Below are 14,612 nucleotides of genomic sequence, written 5' to 3' on the forward strand. Positions count from 1 at the left end.
TGGGCCTGATTATCGATTGTTTTGTGCTGAGCCCTGATTGCGTTTAGACGCATCCGGAACCAGACGATAAAAGGTTTCGCCCGGCTTAGTCATACTGAGTTCATTGCGTGCGCGTTCCTCAATCGCCTCTTGCCCGCCATTGAGGTCATCAATTTCAGCGAAGAGTTGATCGTTTCGCGCCTTAAGTTTGGCGTTTGTTGCCTGCTGAGCCGCGACGTCATCGCTCACCCGGCTATAGTCGTGCAGTCCGTTCTTACCGAACCACAGCGAATATTGCAGCCAGATTAGCAAAGCCAGCAACAGCAGCGTTAGTTTACCCATCCTGCCCCCTGAAAAACGGCATCATCATCCCAAGACTTCCCCAGAGCACTACGCCGGGGTAACAGAGATGCCGCAACATCGCGGGCAAATGTACCACATTTTTTCCGCAGAATCGTCCTGCTCAATATCGTTACACAGTTGGTTACGGTTTGAATTATGGCTGAAGTTAGCCCATGAGCCACAAAAATAACAGACCAAACATCAGCACCACCGTCACAATCGTGACCACGGTACTGTACAGGAGCTTGCCGTTGAGCAGCGAGTGAAGCGCAATGCCGACGACAACCGCCACGGGCATCAGCGCCAGAAAGAAAGGCCAGGTGTAGAGAAAGAAGAACAGCGTGTTGCCGCCGTAGATAAGAAACGGGATACCCAGCGCCAGCAACCATGAGACGAAGCCAATGATGGCCCCAGGAAATGACCAGGTCGTTTCGTCGTCGGTCGCAAGCGGCTCCGACCCGGTGGTGGTGATGTAATGTTCACTGTTGCGCATAGCTAGTCCTGTGACCGTGACTCATCGTTCGGGAAGACAGCTCCCGAACGATACCGTCTCAGGATCTGATAATATCGTCCCGTCTGAGCAGGTCTAATAATTGGCTTACTAAATTTGTTACCAATTGTTGACCCTCCAGGTGAATTTCTGGCGATTCAGGCGCTTCGTATACCGCGTCAATGCCGGTGAAGTTGCGCAATTCTCCGGCACGCGCTTTTTTGTACAGCCCTTTCGGGTCGCGCGCTTCGCAAACCTCCAGCGGCGTATCCACAAACACTTCGATAAAGCGATCCTGACCGACCCGTTCGCGCACCATCTGGCGCTCGGCGCGGTGTGGAGAGATAAATGCGGTCAGCACCACCAGCCCGGCGTCGGCCATCAGGCTGGCGACCTCCCCGACCCGGCGGATGTTCTCTTTGCGGTCGTCGTCGCTGAACCCTAAATCGCTGCACAGGCCATGGCGCACGTTGTCGCCATCCAGCAGGTACGTGCTGACGCCCTGCTGATGCAATGCCTCTTCCAGCGCGCCCGCCACCGTCGATTTACCCGAGCCGGACAGCCCGGTAAACCACAGCACAACTCCACGGTGACCGTGGAGCTGTTCGCGCTGGGCGACGGTGACCGGATGAGGATGCCAGACGACGTTCTCATCATGGGCAGCCATTACTTGCCTCCCAGCAGATCGCGCGCGCCCCAGTGCGGGAAGTGCTTACGCACCAGCGCGTTCAGCTCCAGCTCAAAGGCGCTGAATTCTGAAGCTGCGGACGCCTGTTCGTTTGGCTCACGGACCATCCCCGCGCCGACGGTGACGTTCGTCAGGCGGTCAATAAAGATAAGCCCGCCCGTCACCGGATTTTGCTGATACGGATCGAGCACCAGCGGTTCGTCAAAGGTCAGATCGACCAGACCAATACCGTTCAGCGGAAGCTCGGTGACCTCGCGCTGGGTCAGGTTGTTGATGTCCACCTGGAACTGAATACCGTCCACGCGGGCGCGGGTCTTCTTGCCGGCGATTTTGATGTCGTAGCTCTGGCCCGGCGTCAGCGGTTGCTCCGCCATCCACACCACATCCACGGAAGCCCCCTGCACGGCGGCCAGCGTTTCCTGGGCATCCACCAGAAGATCGCCCCGGCTGATATCAATCTCGTCTTTCAGCACCAGCGTAACCGCTTCACCGGCGCCTGCGTCCTGGAGATCGCCGTCGAAGGTCACGATGCGTGCGATGGTCGATTCCACACCGGATGGCAGCACCTTGACGCGCTGCCCTACCTTCACGGTCCCGGAGGCAATCGTGCCGGAGAAGCCGCGGAAATCAAGGTTTGGACGGTTGACGTACTGCACCGGGAAGCGCATCGGCTGAGTGTCGACCACGCGCTGAATTTCAACCGTCTCCAGCACCTCCAGCAGCGTCGGGCCGCTATACCACGGCATGTTCGCGCTCTGGGAGGCGACGTTATCCCCTTCCAGCGCCGAGAGCGGCACAAAGCGGATATCCAGGTTGCCCGGCAGCTGTTCGGCAAAGGCCAGGTAGCTCTGGCGGATCTCCTCGAACTTCTCTTCGCTGAAGTTCACCAGATCCATTTTGTTGACCGCCACCACCAGATGTTTGATCCCCAGCAGCGTGGAGATAAAGCTGTGGCGACGGGTCTGATCCAGCACGCCTTTACGGGCGTCGATCAGCAGGATCGCCAGGTCACAGGTCGACGCGCCGGTCGCCATATTGCGGGTGTACTGTTCGTGCCCCGGGGTGTCGGCGATAATAAATTTGCGCTTCTCGGTAGAGAAATAGCGGTAGGCCACGTCAATCGTGATGCCCTGCTCGCGCTCCGCCTGCAGGCCGTCTACCAGCAGTGCCAGATCCAGCTTTTCGCCCTGGGTACCGTGACGCTTACTGTCGTTATGCAGGGAGGAGAGCTGATCTTCATAAATCTGGCGCGTATCGTGCAGCAGACGGCCAATCAGGGTACTTTTCCCGTCATCCACGCTGCCGCAGGTCAGAAAACGCAGCAGGCTTTTGTGTTGTTGCGCGTGCAGATACGCTTCCACGCCGCCTTCGTTGGCAATTTGTTGAGCAATAGTGGTATTCATGGCGGCTCCTTAGAAATAACCCTGACGTTTCTTCAGCTCCATGGAGCCTGCCTGGTCGCGGTCAATCACGCGCCCCTGTCGCTCGCTGGTGGTCGACACCAGCATCTCTTCGATGATCTCCGGCAGCGTCTGGGCGTTGGATTCCACAGCGCCGGTCAGCGGCCAGCAGCCGAGGGTGCGGAAACGCACCATCTGTTTTTTGATCACTTCACCCGGCTGCAGGTCGATGCGATCGTCGTCGATCATCATCAGCATGCCGTCACGCTCCAGCACCGGGCGCTCGGCGGCCAGATACAGCGGAACGATCTCGATGTTTTCCAGATAGATGTACTGCCAGATATCCAGCTCGGTCCAGTTGGAGAGCGGGAAGACGCGGATGCTTTCGCCCTTGTTAATCTGGCCGTTGTAGTTGTGCCACAGCTCCGGACGCTGGTTTTTGGGGTCCCAGCGGTGGAAGCGATCGCGGAAGGAGTAGATACGCTCTTTGGCGCGGGACTTCTCTTCGTCACGGCGCGCGCCGCCGAAGGCCGCGTCAAAACCGTATTTATTCAGCGCCTGCTTCAGCCCTTCGGTCTTCATGATATCGGTGTGTTTGGCGCTGCCGTGCACGAACGGGTTAATGCCCATCGCCACCCCTTCCGGGTTTTTATGCACCAGCAGCTCGCAGCCGTAGGCTTTCGCGGTACGGTCGCGGAATTCGTACATCTCGCGGAATTTCCAACCGGTGTCCACGTGCAGCAGCGGGAACGGCAGCGTGCCCGGATAAAACGCTTTACGCGCCAGATGCAGCATGACGCTGGAATCTTTACCGATGGAGTACATCATCACCGGGTTAGAAAACTCGGCGGCCACTTCGCGGATAATATGGATACTTTCCGCTTCGAGCTGCCGCAGGTGTGTAAGACGTTTTTGGTCCATAACCGTTCCTTAAGCCAAATTTACAACAGAAGAACCAAAGCCTTCTGTATCGGTTGTGTGCTGAAACCAGGCGAGCGTGCTGTGCAGCTGCACCACTTCCCCCACCACGATCAGGGCAGGCATCGGGGCATCTTTCGCCAGGGTTGCAAGGTCTTGAAGTGTGCCGACAGCAACATGCTGATCGACGCGCGTGCCGCGAGAAATGACGGCGACGGGGGTCGTCGCCTCGCGACCGTGCTGAATAAGCTGTTCGCTGATGTCCGCCGCTTTCATCGTGCCCATGTATATCGCCAGCGTCTGGCGGCTCTGGGCGAGATGCGACCAGTCGAACGGCGTGCTGTCCGCCTTGTAGTGGCCGGTCACAAAGGTGACGCTCTGGGCGTAATCGCGGTGGGTCAACGGGATACCGGCGTAGGCCGTTACCGCAGAAGCCGCCGTGATGCCGGGCACCACCTGGAACGGAACGCCCGCTTCGGCTGCCGCCTGCAGCTCTTCGCCGCCGCGACCGAAAATGAACGGATCGCCCCCCTTCAGGCGCACCACGGTTTTGCCCGCTTTCGCGGCGTCAATTAGCATCTGGTTGGTGTCGTGCTGCGGCACCGAGTGTTCGCCCGCCCGTTTGCCGACGCAGATTTGCTCCGCGTCGCGACGGATCAGCTCGCGCACGCCGTCGGTGACCAGGTGGTCGTAGAACACCACGTCCGCATCCTGCAGCACCTGCAGGCCGCGCAGCGTCAGGAGCCCGGCATCGCCCGGCCCCGCGCCCACCAGAATGATCTCCCCGCCCGTACTGCCGGGGTTATCCAGTTCGTCCTCGAGGATTTTCTGCGCAGCTGTCTCATTACCGGCATGCATCAGGCTGGCAAAGCGGCCGCGAAACACGCGTTCCCAGAAGCGACGGCGCTCCGTCACGCTGGTCAGGCGGGTTTTCAGATGGTTGCGCCAGTAGCTGGCTTTCTCCGCCATGCGCCCGAGGCTGGTCGGCAGCAGCGCTTCGATTTTTTCCCGCAGCACGCGCGCCAGCACCGGTGCGGTACCGCCGGAGGAGATCGCCACCAGCAGCGGCGAACGGTCAACGATCGACGGGAAAATAAACGAGCATAAAGGCTGGTCGTCCACCACGTTCACCAGGCGGTAACGGGCCTGAGCGGCGTCGGAGATCCGCTGGTTCAGTTCACGATCGTCGGTCGCCGCAATTACCAGCACGACGCTGTCGATTTGTGACTCGTCGAAATCCGCCTCTTCAACGACCTGCACCTGGGCCCCTGCGCGCTGCAGAAACACGATTTTGCGATCGGCGATTTCACCCGTGCCAACCACCAGCACCGGTTTCTCTTTAATCGCAGCAAATAAGGGCAGATAGTCCACAGGCAACAACTCACTAACAACGAGGAATAGAGGGACTATAGGGGGCGGCTTAGACCGAATGAAATTACGAATTGGAATGAGTAGTTACTCAATGGAATAACGCTATGAAAAAGCTAATACCAAAAAGTGCTTAACGCGCGACATTTCGGGCATTTAAGAACGATTCAAATTGTGTATGGACGATCACAGTTTCATACTAGGCGGGTTATTATTTTGCTCTGTTTTTAAGGACTCACTATGTTTTCCGCAACGCGCCACCGTATTGCTGCCCTGGCGCTCGGCGTTTGCTTTATTCTTCCTGCCCAGGCAAAAAACCAACCTTATGGTGAAATCGCCACTATGCAGGCGCGGCATATTGCCACCGTTTTCCCTGGCCGCATGACCGGATCGCCTGCGGAAATGCTCTCCGCGGACTATCTTCGCCAGCAGTTTGCCGACATGGGTTACCAGAGCGATATCCGATCGTTTCACAGCCGCTACGTCTATACCTCACGCAATAAAACGAAAAACTGGCATAACGTGACCGGCAGTACGGTGATTGCGGCCCACGAAGGCAGCGCAAAAGAGCAAATTATCATTATGGCGCACCTTGATACCTACGCCCCGATGAGTGACGCCGATACGGATAACAATCTTGGCGGGCTGACGCTGCAGGGCATGGACGACAATGCCGCAGGCCTCGGCGTGATGCTTGAACTGGCCGAGCGGATGAAAGATATTCCCACCCAATATGGCATTCGTTTTGTTGCCACCAGCGGTGAGGAAGAGGGCAAACTCGGCGCTGAGAATCTCCTTAAGCGTATGAGCGCTGAGGAGAAGAAAAATACGCTGCTGGTGATCAACCTCGACAACCTGATCGTCGGCGACAAGCTCTATTTCAACAGCGGGCAGAGTACGCCGGGTACCGTGCGGAAACTGACGCGCGACCGGGCGCTGGCGATAGCCCGCAGCCATGGGGTTTATGCCACCAGCAACCCCGGCGGTAACCCAGATTATCCGCGAGGCACAGGCTGCTGCAACGACGGGGAAGTGTTCGATAGGGCGGGCATTCCGGTGCTGTACGTGGAAGCGACGAACTGGGCGCTGGGCAAAAAAGATGGCTACCAGCAGCGGGCTAAATCGAAGGCCTTCCCGGACGGGACAAGCTGGCACAACGTGATGCTGGACAATCAGCAGCACATCGATCGCGCGCTGCCGCAGCGGATTGAACACCGCAGTCGTGATGTGGTGAAGGTGATGCTGCCGCTGGTGAAGGAGCTGGCGAAAGCGGGGAAAGCCTGAGGCCGTTAAGCCCGGTGGCGGCTACGCCTTACCGGGCCTACATATGGAACGAGCCTTAGTAGGCCCGGTAAGCGCAGCGCCACCGGGCAAAAAGGTTATCACCCTTCGTGCAACCCGCACTCGCGCTTCAGCCCGAAGAATCGCGTCTCTTCTTCCGCCATGCCCGGTTCCCACTTACGCGTGGTGTGGGTATCGCCCACCGACAGATAGCCCTGGTCCCACAGCGGATGGTATTTCAGCCCGTGCTTTTGCAGGTACTGGTACACCGTCCGGTTATCCCAGTCGATAATCGGCAGCACTTTAAAGACCCCGCGCTGCACCGCCAGCACCGGTAAGGTTGCCCGGCTGCCGGACTGCTCACGGCGCAGGCCCGCGAACCACGTCTGGGCATTAAGCTCTTTCAGCGCCCGGTTCATCGGCTCGACCTTGTTGATCTCATTGTATTTCTCAATGCCCTCAACGCCCTGCTCCCACAGCTTGCCGTAGCGCGCCTCCTGCCAGGCCGCGCTTTCCGTCGCGCGGTAAACTTTCAGGTTCAGCCTGAGCTTGTCCGTCAGCTCGTCAATGAACTGGTAGGTTTCCGGGAACAGATAGCCGGTATCGGTGAGGATCACCGGAATGTCCGGACGGATCTGATTCACCAGATGCAAACTGACCGCAGCCTGAATACCAAAGCTTGACGAGAGCACATACTCTCCCGGCAGGTTTTCCAGCGCCCACGCCACGCGCCCTTCAGCGTCCAGCTTTTCAAGGTGGGCATTGGTTTCTGCCAGCGCCAGAATGCGTTCGACTTTTGGCAGGTCATTAAGGGCGTTTAGATCGAGTACGGACATAATTACCTCTCGTGTTTACTCCCAGAAATCCCTGGCGGGATCGAGCACCGGGCGAATGATGCCCGCACGCACCGTAAAGTCGCCGAAGCCTTCACCCGCTTCGCGCTCTTTCGCCCAGCGCCCGACAAGCTCGTCGATGGAATCAAGAATTTCCGGCTCGGTGATGTTCTCGCGGAACATACGCGGAATGCGCGTGCCGATACGGTTACCGCCCAGGTGCAGGTTGTAGCGCCCCGGCGCTTTCCCCACCAGCCCCAGTTCGGCCAGCATCGCGCGACCGCAGCCGTTCGGGCAGCCCGTCACGCGCATAACAATATGCTCGTCCGGAATGCCGTGTTTTTCCAGAATCGCTTCTACCTTGTCAGTGAATGACGGCAGGAAACGTTCCGCTTCCGCCATCGCCAGCGGACAGGTCGGGAACGACACGCAGGCCATTGAGTTTTCACGCTGCGGCTTCACCGCATCCATCAATCCATGTTCGCGCGCCAGCTTCTCGATCTTCGCCTTCTGGCTTTCCGGCACGCCGGCAATGATCAGGTTCTGGTTAGCCGTAATGCGGAACTCGCCCTTATGGATCTTCGCAATTTCCAGCAGACCGGTTTTCAGCGGACGCCCCGGATAATCCAGAATACGGCCGTTTTCGATAAACAGCGTCAGGTGCCATTTATTGTCGATACCCTTCACCCAGCCAATGCGATCGCCGCGACCGGTGAATTCGTAAGGGCGGATCGGCTCAAACTTGATGCCCGCGCGACGCTCCACTTCCGCTTTGAACGTCTCCACGCCCACGCGCTCCAGGGTGTATTTGGTTTTCGCGTTTTTACGGTCGGTACGGTTACCCCAGTCGCGCTGGGTCGTCACCACCGCTTCCGCCACGGCCAGCGTATGCTCCAGCGGCAGGAAGCCGAACTCGCTCGCGGTGCGGGCATAGGTTTTCTTGTTACCGTGCTCAATGGACAGGCCGCCGCCCACCAGCAGGTTAAAGCCCACCAGCTTGCCGTTTTCGGCAATCGCCACGAAGTTCATGTCGTTGGCGTGCAGGTCGATATCGTTCTGCGGCGGGATCACTACCGTGGTTTTAAACTTACGCGGCAGGTAGGTCTGGCCGAGGATCGGCTCTTCATCGGTGGTCGCGACTTTTTCCTGATCGAGCCAGATCTCTGCATAGGCGCGGGTGCGCGGCAGCAGGTGCTCGGAGATCTTCTTCGCCCACTCGTACGCTTCGGCATGCAGCTCGGACTCATACGGGTTCGAGGTGCAGAGCACGTTACGGTTCATGTCGTTGGCGGTCGCCAGCGCGTCCAGCCCAACGGAGTGCAGCATCTGGTGCACCGGCTTGACGTTCTTCTTCAGAATGCCGTGGAACTGGAAGGTCTGACGGTTAGTCAGACGGATGCTGCCGTAGATCGTGTTTTCACCGGCAAACTTGTCGATCGCCTGCCACTGTTTGGTGGTAATCACCCCACCCGGCAGACGGCAGCGCAGCAGCATCGCATGACGCGGCTCCAGCTTCTGCTCTGCACGCTCGGCGCGGATGTCGCGGTCGTCCTGCTGGTACATGCCGTGGAAACGGATCAGCAGGAAGTTGTCACCTTTGAAACCGCCGGTGAGACCGTCATTCAGATCTTCAGCAATGGTGCCACGCAGATAGTTGCTTTCCAGCTTCATGCGCTCGGCGTCTGTCAGTTTACCTTCGACCACCAGTGGCCCTGGATGTTTTTCGCTCATTAGTAGACATCTCGCTGATAACGGCGCTCAACGCGCAGCTCACTTAAAAATTCATCCGCCGCTTCGGCATCCATACCGCCGAATTCGGCAATCACTTCCAGCAAAGTCTGCTCAACGTCTTTCGCCATGCGATTGGCGTCGCCGCAGACATAAATGTGGGCACCGTCATTGATCCAGCGCCACAGCTCTGCGCCCTGTTCGCGCAGTTTGTCTTGTACGTATACTTTTTCTTTCTGATCGCGGGACCAGGCCAGATCGATGCGGGTCAGTACGCCTTCTTTCACATAGCGCTGCCACTCCACCTGGTAGAGGAAATCTTCCGTAAAGTGCGGGTTGCCGAAGAACAGCCAGTTTTTACCCGGCGCGCCGTCTGCCGCGCGCTGCTGCATGAAGGCGCGGAACGGCGCAATGCCGGTGCCCGGGCCAATCATGATGACCGGCGTTTCCGGGTTTGCAGGCAGGCGGAAGTTGTCGTTGTGCTCGATAAAGACGCGCACTTCGCCCTCTTCTTCCACGCGGTCTGCCAGGAAGCCCGATGCTCCACCCGTACGGGCGCGGCCTTCGATGTCGTAGCGCACCACGCCGACGGTGATATGCACTTCGCTCTCCACCTCGGCCTGAGACGAGGCAATCGAGTACAGGCGTGGGGTCAGCGGACGCAGCAGGCCGATCAGCGCATCGGCATCCAGCTGAGCCGGAGAGAAGCGCACCATATCGACAATCGGCGTCGTCGCGGCGTAATGCTGCAGCTTCGCCTTGTCGCCCACCAGCGGCAGCAGGGATTCGCTGCGCGTTAAGGTGGCATAATTTTCGACGATATTCGGGGTATTCACCGTCAGCTCAAAATGCCACTGCAACGCTTCAGAAAGCGGCTGCGTTTTGCCGTCAACGGTGACGGGCTCGTCGCCTTTCAGCCACAGCAGCTCAACCAGCTCTTTCACCAGCGCCGGATCGTTCTGATACCAGACGCCCAACGCATCGCCAGGCTGATAGCGCAGGCCCGAGTCGCCGAGATCGATTTCGATATGGCGAACGTCTTTTTCGGAATCGCGGCCGGTAATTTTCTGGTTCACCGACAGGCTCGCCGCAAGCGGCGCCTCTTTGGTGTATGGGCTGGTGTGGATGTCGTTAACAGCACCCGTCGCGGTGAACGCGGCCTGGGCTGACGTCTCTTTCGGCACGCGCGCTTTTAGCACGTCGACGATGCGGGCACGCCATTCAGCGGCGGCGGTCTGGTATTCGACATCTGCGTCAACGCGGTCCAGCAGGCGCTCTGCGCCCAGCTCCGCCAGCCTGCTGTCGAAGTCTTTGCCGGACTGGCAGAAGAATTCATAGGAGGTATCGCCCAGGCCAAAGACGGCAAACGCCGTGCCATCCAGCTTCGGCGCCTTTTTCGAGAACAGGAACTTATGCAGCGCCACCGCTTCTTCTGCGGGTTCACCTTCACCCTGCGTAGAAGCCACCACCACCAGCAGTTTTTCTGACGCGATTTGCTTAAATTTATAATCCCCGGCGTTGACCAGGTTCACGTTCAGCCTGGCGGCCAGCAGGTCGTCACGCAGCGCTTCGGCCACGCGGCGGGCGTTACCCGTCTGCGAGGCGGAAATCAGGGTAATGGCCGGAATTTCTACGGCCGTGGCCGGTGCACCCGCCACAGCGCCAGGCTGCTGATTAAGCATTCCCCAGAAATAACCGGAGACCCAGGCAAGCTGAGTGGGAGAAAAATCAGAGGTGGCAGCCTGAAGGCGCGCCAGCTGCTCCGGGTTCAGGGGAAGCAAGTTTGAAGGTGGGGCCTGTGTTGTCATGCGTCGTTATGTTCCAGTAGCCAAGCGGACTTTAATCGAATAAATCCAAACTGAAGATAAGGTTAACGGCGAGGATAATAACAATTAAAGAAGGGATGGAAATAATAAATAACCAAATGGACTAACCTGTTTTGATTGTCATGCTTAGCGATAAAAGCGATTAAATAATTATTTGAAATATAAGAACAAATAGCGATAAACACCCCGTATACGAGGCGGTTGCCGCTCAGAGCCGTTTTAGTTAATGCTAAAAATTGTGCTTTCCGGTACTATGCGGCGGTTTTTTCCGCATTACTGAGAGCGATCATGTCCACCACACTGTTTAAAGATTTCACCTTCGAAGCCGCCCACCACCTTCCGCATGTCCCTGAAGGGCATAAATGTGGCCGTCTGCACGGGCATTCGTTCATGGTGCGTCTTGAGATCACCGGTGAAGTTGATCCGCATACCGGTTGGATCATGGATTTTGCCGAGCTGAAGGCGGCGTTTAAGCCGACCTACGATCGTCTGGATCACTACTACCTGAATGAGATCCCGGGCCTTGAAAACCCGACCAGCGAGGTGCTGGCAAAATGGATTTGGGATCAGATGAAACCGCGGGTACCGCTGCTGAGCGCGGTGATGATCAAAGAGACCTGTACGGCAGGCTGCGTGTATCGCGGCGAGTGATGCTTGCCGGGTGGCGGCTTCGCCTTACCCGGCCTACAATCGCCTGGAACCGTAGGCCCGGTAAGCGCTCGCGCCACCGGGCTTTTTTTCAGGCGATATTCAAATACTTGTGCGTCTGCATCGACAGGCGCCAGTTGCGCGCAATACAGGTTTCAATGCACAGGCGCGTTGCATCGTCTTTCTGGCTGATAGGCTGCAGGGCAATGACCCGCTGCTTTTCGTCCGTCAGCGTGGCCAGCAGTTCATCCAGCGCTTCGATATCACGCACGCGTCCTACCGGGTGCTTAATCTCATCCGCGCGCTCCAGCGCCTGAGACAGCACGTCATACCCGCCGCGCATATTCACTTTTGGCGATACCGTCACCCAGGTGGTGTGCGAGCAGCGCACTTCATGGGTGCCGCTGGTCTCGATCTGGCAGCTGTAGCCGTTCTTTTCGAGCAGCTCGGTCAGCGGCGTCAGATCGTGGATGCAGGGTTCACCGCCGGTGATCACCACGTGACGCGCCGTCCAGCCCTGACGACCAATGATGGCGAGCAGATCTTCGGCACTGCCTGCCCCCCACTTATCGCTCTCTTTGGTTTTCGCCAGAATGCTAAACAGCGACACTTCCCGATCTGCGAGCTTATCCCACGTATGTTTGGTATCACACCAGGCACAGCCAACCGGGCATCCCTGTAAACGAATGAAAATAGCGGGAACGCCGGTAAAGTAACCCTCGCCTTGCAGGGTCTGGAACATCTCGTTAATCGGGTACTGCATAGTCATCTCAGTAAAGGGGATAAACGATAAGTATCGCAGATCCCCGCCGGATGGTCATGCTCCATCGGTGCTTTGCGCGTCAATCGCCGCCATAAACCGTTCGGTAATTTGCTGCGGACGGGTGATCGCGCCGCCGACCACCACCGTATGCGCGCCCAGCGCCAGACACCTGGCCGCACGCTCGGGGGTATCCACGTTGCCTTCGGCAACCACGGGCACCGTCACGGCGGCCAGCACCGCCTTCAGGAACGCGCAGTCGTTTTCCGGAAGTGAATGGCCCGCCGTTTCCGCCGTGTAGCCGTAAAGCGTGGTGCCGACGCAGTCAAAGCCCAGCGCCTGCGCCGTCACGGCTTCCTCCACGGAGGAGATATCCGCCATCAGCAGCACCGCGGGATAACGTGCGCGGATGCGTGAGACCAGCGTTTCCAGAGATTCTCCGCCGGGACGTGGCCGCGCCGTCGCATCAAGCGCAATGATGTCCGGCGAGACGCTCATGAGCTCATCCACTTCTTTCATTGTCGCGGTGATAAACACCTCGCTTTCGGGATAATCCCGTTTGATGATGCCGATGACCGGCAAAGACACCTGCTGCCTGATGGCCTCGATATCCACCACGCTGTTCGCGCGAATGGCGGCAGCCCCGCCCTGTGCCGCAGCCAGCGCCATGCGCGACATAATAAACGGGCTGTGCAGCGGTTCATTTTCCAGCGCCTGACAGGAGACGACCAGTTTTCCCTTCAGGTTATCCAGTACAGTTTTCATTACGATAAGATCTCTTCCACTTCGTTTTTGATAATCGTGACGTGCGGGCCATAAATGACCTGAACGCCGTTGCCGCGCACGATAACGCCGCGCGCCCCGGTGGCTTTCAGTGCCGACTCATTCACTTTGCTGCCGTCTTTAACCGTGACGCGAAGACGCGTGGCGCAGCAGTCCACCTCGTCCAGATTCTCTTTTCCGCCTAATCCGGCGATCACCGCGGCTGCGCGTTCGTTTTGCGGCAGACTGACCTCATCAGCCATCGCCTCCTTTTCCCGACCTGGCGTCGCGAAATCAAAGCGGTTAATCAGATAGCGGAAGGTAAAGTAGTAAAGGAAGAACCACGGTACGCCGACCAGCGGAACGAACATCCAGTTGGTTTTGGCTTCTCCCTGCAAAATGCCGAACAGCACGAAGTCGATGAAACCGCCGGAGAAGGTTTGCCCGATGGTGATATGCAGCATGTGCGCGAGCATGAATGCCAGCCCGTCAAACAGCGCATGGATGACGTAGAGCACCGGCGCAATAAACAGAAACGAGAATTCGATAGGCTCGGTAATCCCGGTCAGGAACGAGGTTAACGCCGCAGAAAGCAGCAGCCCGGCAACGCGTTTTTTGTTCTCGGGTTTTGCCGTGTGGTACATCGCCAGGCACGCCCCGAGCAGGCCAAACATCATCGTGATAAAACGCCCGGACATGAAGCGTGACGTGCCCTCATAGAAATGTTGCGTGTTCGGGTCAGCCAGCTGAGCGAAGAAGATCCGCTGTGTGCCCTCAACCAGATGGCCATTGACGATTTCACTCCCGCCAAGCGCCGTGGTCCAGAAAGGCAAATAGAAGATGTGGTGCAGACCGAACGGACCCAGCATGCGTAAAATGAAGCCGTACAGCAAAGTGCCCAGATACCCGGTCGCATCCACCAGCCCGCCGAGACCAAAAATCAGCTTCTGGAAATGCGGCCAGACCACGGTCATGAGCGCACCGACGAGTATCGCCGCCAGCGAGCTGATGATAGGAACAAAGCGCGAGCCGCCAAAAAAGCCCAGGAACTGCGGAAGTGCAATCTTGTTAAACCGATGATGGAGCGCGCAGGTTACCAGCCCAATCACCACGCCGCCAAAGACGCCGGTTTCCAGCGTCTGAATACCCAGCGTCATGCCCTGCCCCACCGCGCCCGGGTTCTCATGCGCCAGTTTGCCGGTGAGGATCAGCAGCGCGTTGATGGTGGCATTCATCACCAGAAACGCGAGAAGCGCCGCCAGCCCCGCCGTGCCCTTATCGCTTTTTGCCAGCCCGACGGCCACCCCAACGGCAAACAGCACCGAGAGGTTCGCAAACACGATGGATCCTGCGCTGCTCATGATGGTGAAAATGGCCTGCAGCCAGCTCACGTCTAAAAACGGATAGGCCGCCAGCGTGTTGGGATTGGATAGCGCGCCGCCTATCCCCAGCAGCAGACCTGCCGCAGGCAGCACGGCAATCGGCAACATAAAGGATTTGCCAAAGCGCTGCGCTTTTTCAAACCATCCCCCTGAAGAAGCCCCACTGAATATTTGCATCATTTTTTCATCCCCCCATTAATAGATGAA

General features: G+C 58.0%; 14 protein-coding genes. 2 read left to right on the forward strand and 12 right to left on the reverse strand.

What is annotated here, in order from left to right; translation table 11 throughout:
- Positions 1–9: 9 nt before the first annotated feature.
- The 6 genes from ftsB to cysG form a co-directional block, all read right to left on the reverse strand.
- A complete protein-coding gene (gene ftsB / locus FHC48_RS06215) occupies positions 10–321 on the reverse strand; it encodes a cell division protein FtsB (RefSeq protein ID WP_008499609.1) in 312 nt (103 codons plus the stop codon).
- A 166-nt stretch (positions 322–487) separates the two neighbouring features.
- A complete protein-coding gene (locus FHC48_RS06220; protein WP_008499610.1) occupies positions 488–814 on the reverse strand; it encodes a DUF3561 family protein in 327 nt (108 codons plus the stop codon).
- A 58-nt stretch (positions 815–872) separates the two neighbouring features.
- The gene (gene cysC, locus FHC48_RS06225; protein WP_021241908.1) at positions 873–1,478 is read right to left on the reverse strand and encodes an adenylyl-sulfate kinase; all 606 of its coding nucleotides are present in this window, start codon (positions 1,476–1,478) and stop codon (positions 873–875) included.
- Complete coding sequence (gene cysN / locus FHC48_RS06230) at positions 1,478–2,902, reverse strand: sulfate adenylyltransferase subunit CysN (protein WP_119312220.1); 1,425 nt, start codon at positions 2,900–2,902, stop codon at positions 1,478–1,480. The genes cysC and cysN overlap by 1 nt, the downstream gene beginning before the upstream one ends.
- A 9-nt stretch (positions 2,903–2,911) precedes the next feature.
- The gene (gene cysD / locus FHC48_RS06235) at positions 2,912–3,820 is read right to left on the reverse strand and encodes a sulfate adenylyltransferase subunit CysD (RefSeq protein WP_008499613.1); all 909 of its coding nucleotides are present in this window, start codon (positions 3,818–3,820) and stop codon (positions 2,912–2,914) included.
- Between the two features lie 9 nt (positions 3,821–3,829).
- The gene (gene cysG, locus FHC48_RS06240; protein WP_059362083.1) at positions 3,830–5,188 is read right to left on the reverse strand and encodes a siroheme synthase CysG; all 1,359 of its coding nucleotides are present in this window, start codon (positions 5,186–5,188) and stop codon (positions 3,830–3,832) included.
- Between the two features lie 237 nt (positions 5,189–5,425).
- On the opposite strand from cysG, the gene FHC48_RS06245 reads away from it, so the two are divergent.
- Entirely contained in the window at positions 5,426–6,469 is a 1,044-nt protein-coding gene (locus FHC48_RS06245; RefSeq protein ID WP_046091897.1) for an aminopeptidase, read from the forward strand.
- 98 nt (positions 6,470–6,567) lie between these two features.
- Here the strand turns inward: FHC48_RS06245 and cysH are convergent, their stop codons facing one another.
- The 3 genes from cysH to cysJ are packed head-to-tail and all read right to left on the reverse strand — an operon-like array spanning position 6,568 to position 10,835.
- The gene (gene cysH / locus FHC48_RS06250; protein WP_008499616.1) at positions 6,568–7,302 is read right to left on the reverse strand and encodes a phosphoadenosine phosphosulfate reductase; all 735 of its coding nucleotides are present in this window, start codon (positions 7,300–7,302) and stop codon (positions 6,568–6,570) included.
- Positions 7,303–7,317: 15 nt separating this feature from the next.
- Positions 7,318–9,030 (reverse strand): assimilatory sulfite reductase (NADPH) hemoprotein subunit, encoded by a 1,713-nt coding sequence (gene cysI / locus FHC48_RS06255; RefSeq protein ID WP_008499617.1) that lies wholly within the window; start codon positions 9,028–9,030, stop codon positions 7,318–7,320.
- A complete protein-coding gene (cysJ, locus tag FHC48_RS06260; RefSeq protein WP_023344814.1) occupies positions 9,030–10,835 on the reverse strand; it encodes an NADPH-dependent assimilatory sulfite reductase flavoprotein subunit in 1,806 nt (601 codons plus the stop codon). The genes cysI and cysJ overlap by 1 nt, the downstream gene beginning before the upstream one ends.
- Positions 10,836–11,141: 306 nt before the next feature.
- Between cysJ and queD the strand changes: the two genes are divergently transcribed.
- Complete coding sequence (gene queD, locus FHC48_RS06265; protein ID WP_008499619.1) at positions 11,142–11,504, forward strand: 6-carboxytetrahydropterin synthase QueD; 363 nt, start codon at positions 11,142–11,144, stop codon at positions 11,502–11,504.
- An 88-nt stretch (positions 11,505–11,592) separates the two neighbouring features.
- Here queD and queE read toward each other — a convergent pair whose 3' ends face one another.
- From queE to FHC48_RS06280, 3 genes are read right to left on the reverse strand one after another with little or no spacing between them, the layout of a single operon-like run.
- Positions 11,593–12,264, reverse strand: a complete 672-nt coding sequence (gene queE, locus FHC48_RS06270) for a 7-carboxy-7-deazaguanine synthase QueE (protein ID WP_021241905.1) — start codon at positions 12,262–12,264, stop codon at positions 11,593–11,595.
- Between the two features lie 54 nt (positions 12,265–12,318).
- Positions 12,319–13,026 carry an N-acetylmannosamine-6-phosphate 2-epimerase gene (locus FHC48_RS06275; RefSeq protein WP_049121055.1) on the reverse strand — a complete coding sequence of 236 codons (708 nt, stop codon included), beginning with the start codon at positions 13,024–13,026 and terminating at the stop codon, positions 12,319–12,321.
- Entirely contained in the window at positions 13,026–14,585 is a 1,560-nt protein-coding gene (locus FHC48_RS06280; protein ID WP_023294452.1) for a PTS transporter subunit EIIC, read from the reverse strand. Before FHC48_RS06280 ends, FHC48_RS06275 begins: the two co-directional genes overlap by 1 nt.
- Positions 14,586–14,612 lie beyond the last annotated feature (27 nt).

Origin of the sequence: Enterobacter sp. EC_50 (genome assembly GCF_019584525.1) — a bacterium.
Classification (GTDB): Bacteria; Pseudomonadota; Gammaproteobacteria; order Enterobacterales; family Enterobacteriaceae; genus Enterobacter; species Enterobacter roggenkampii.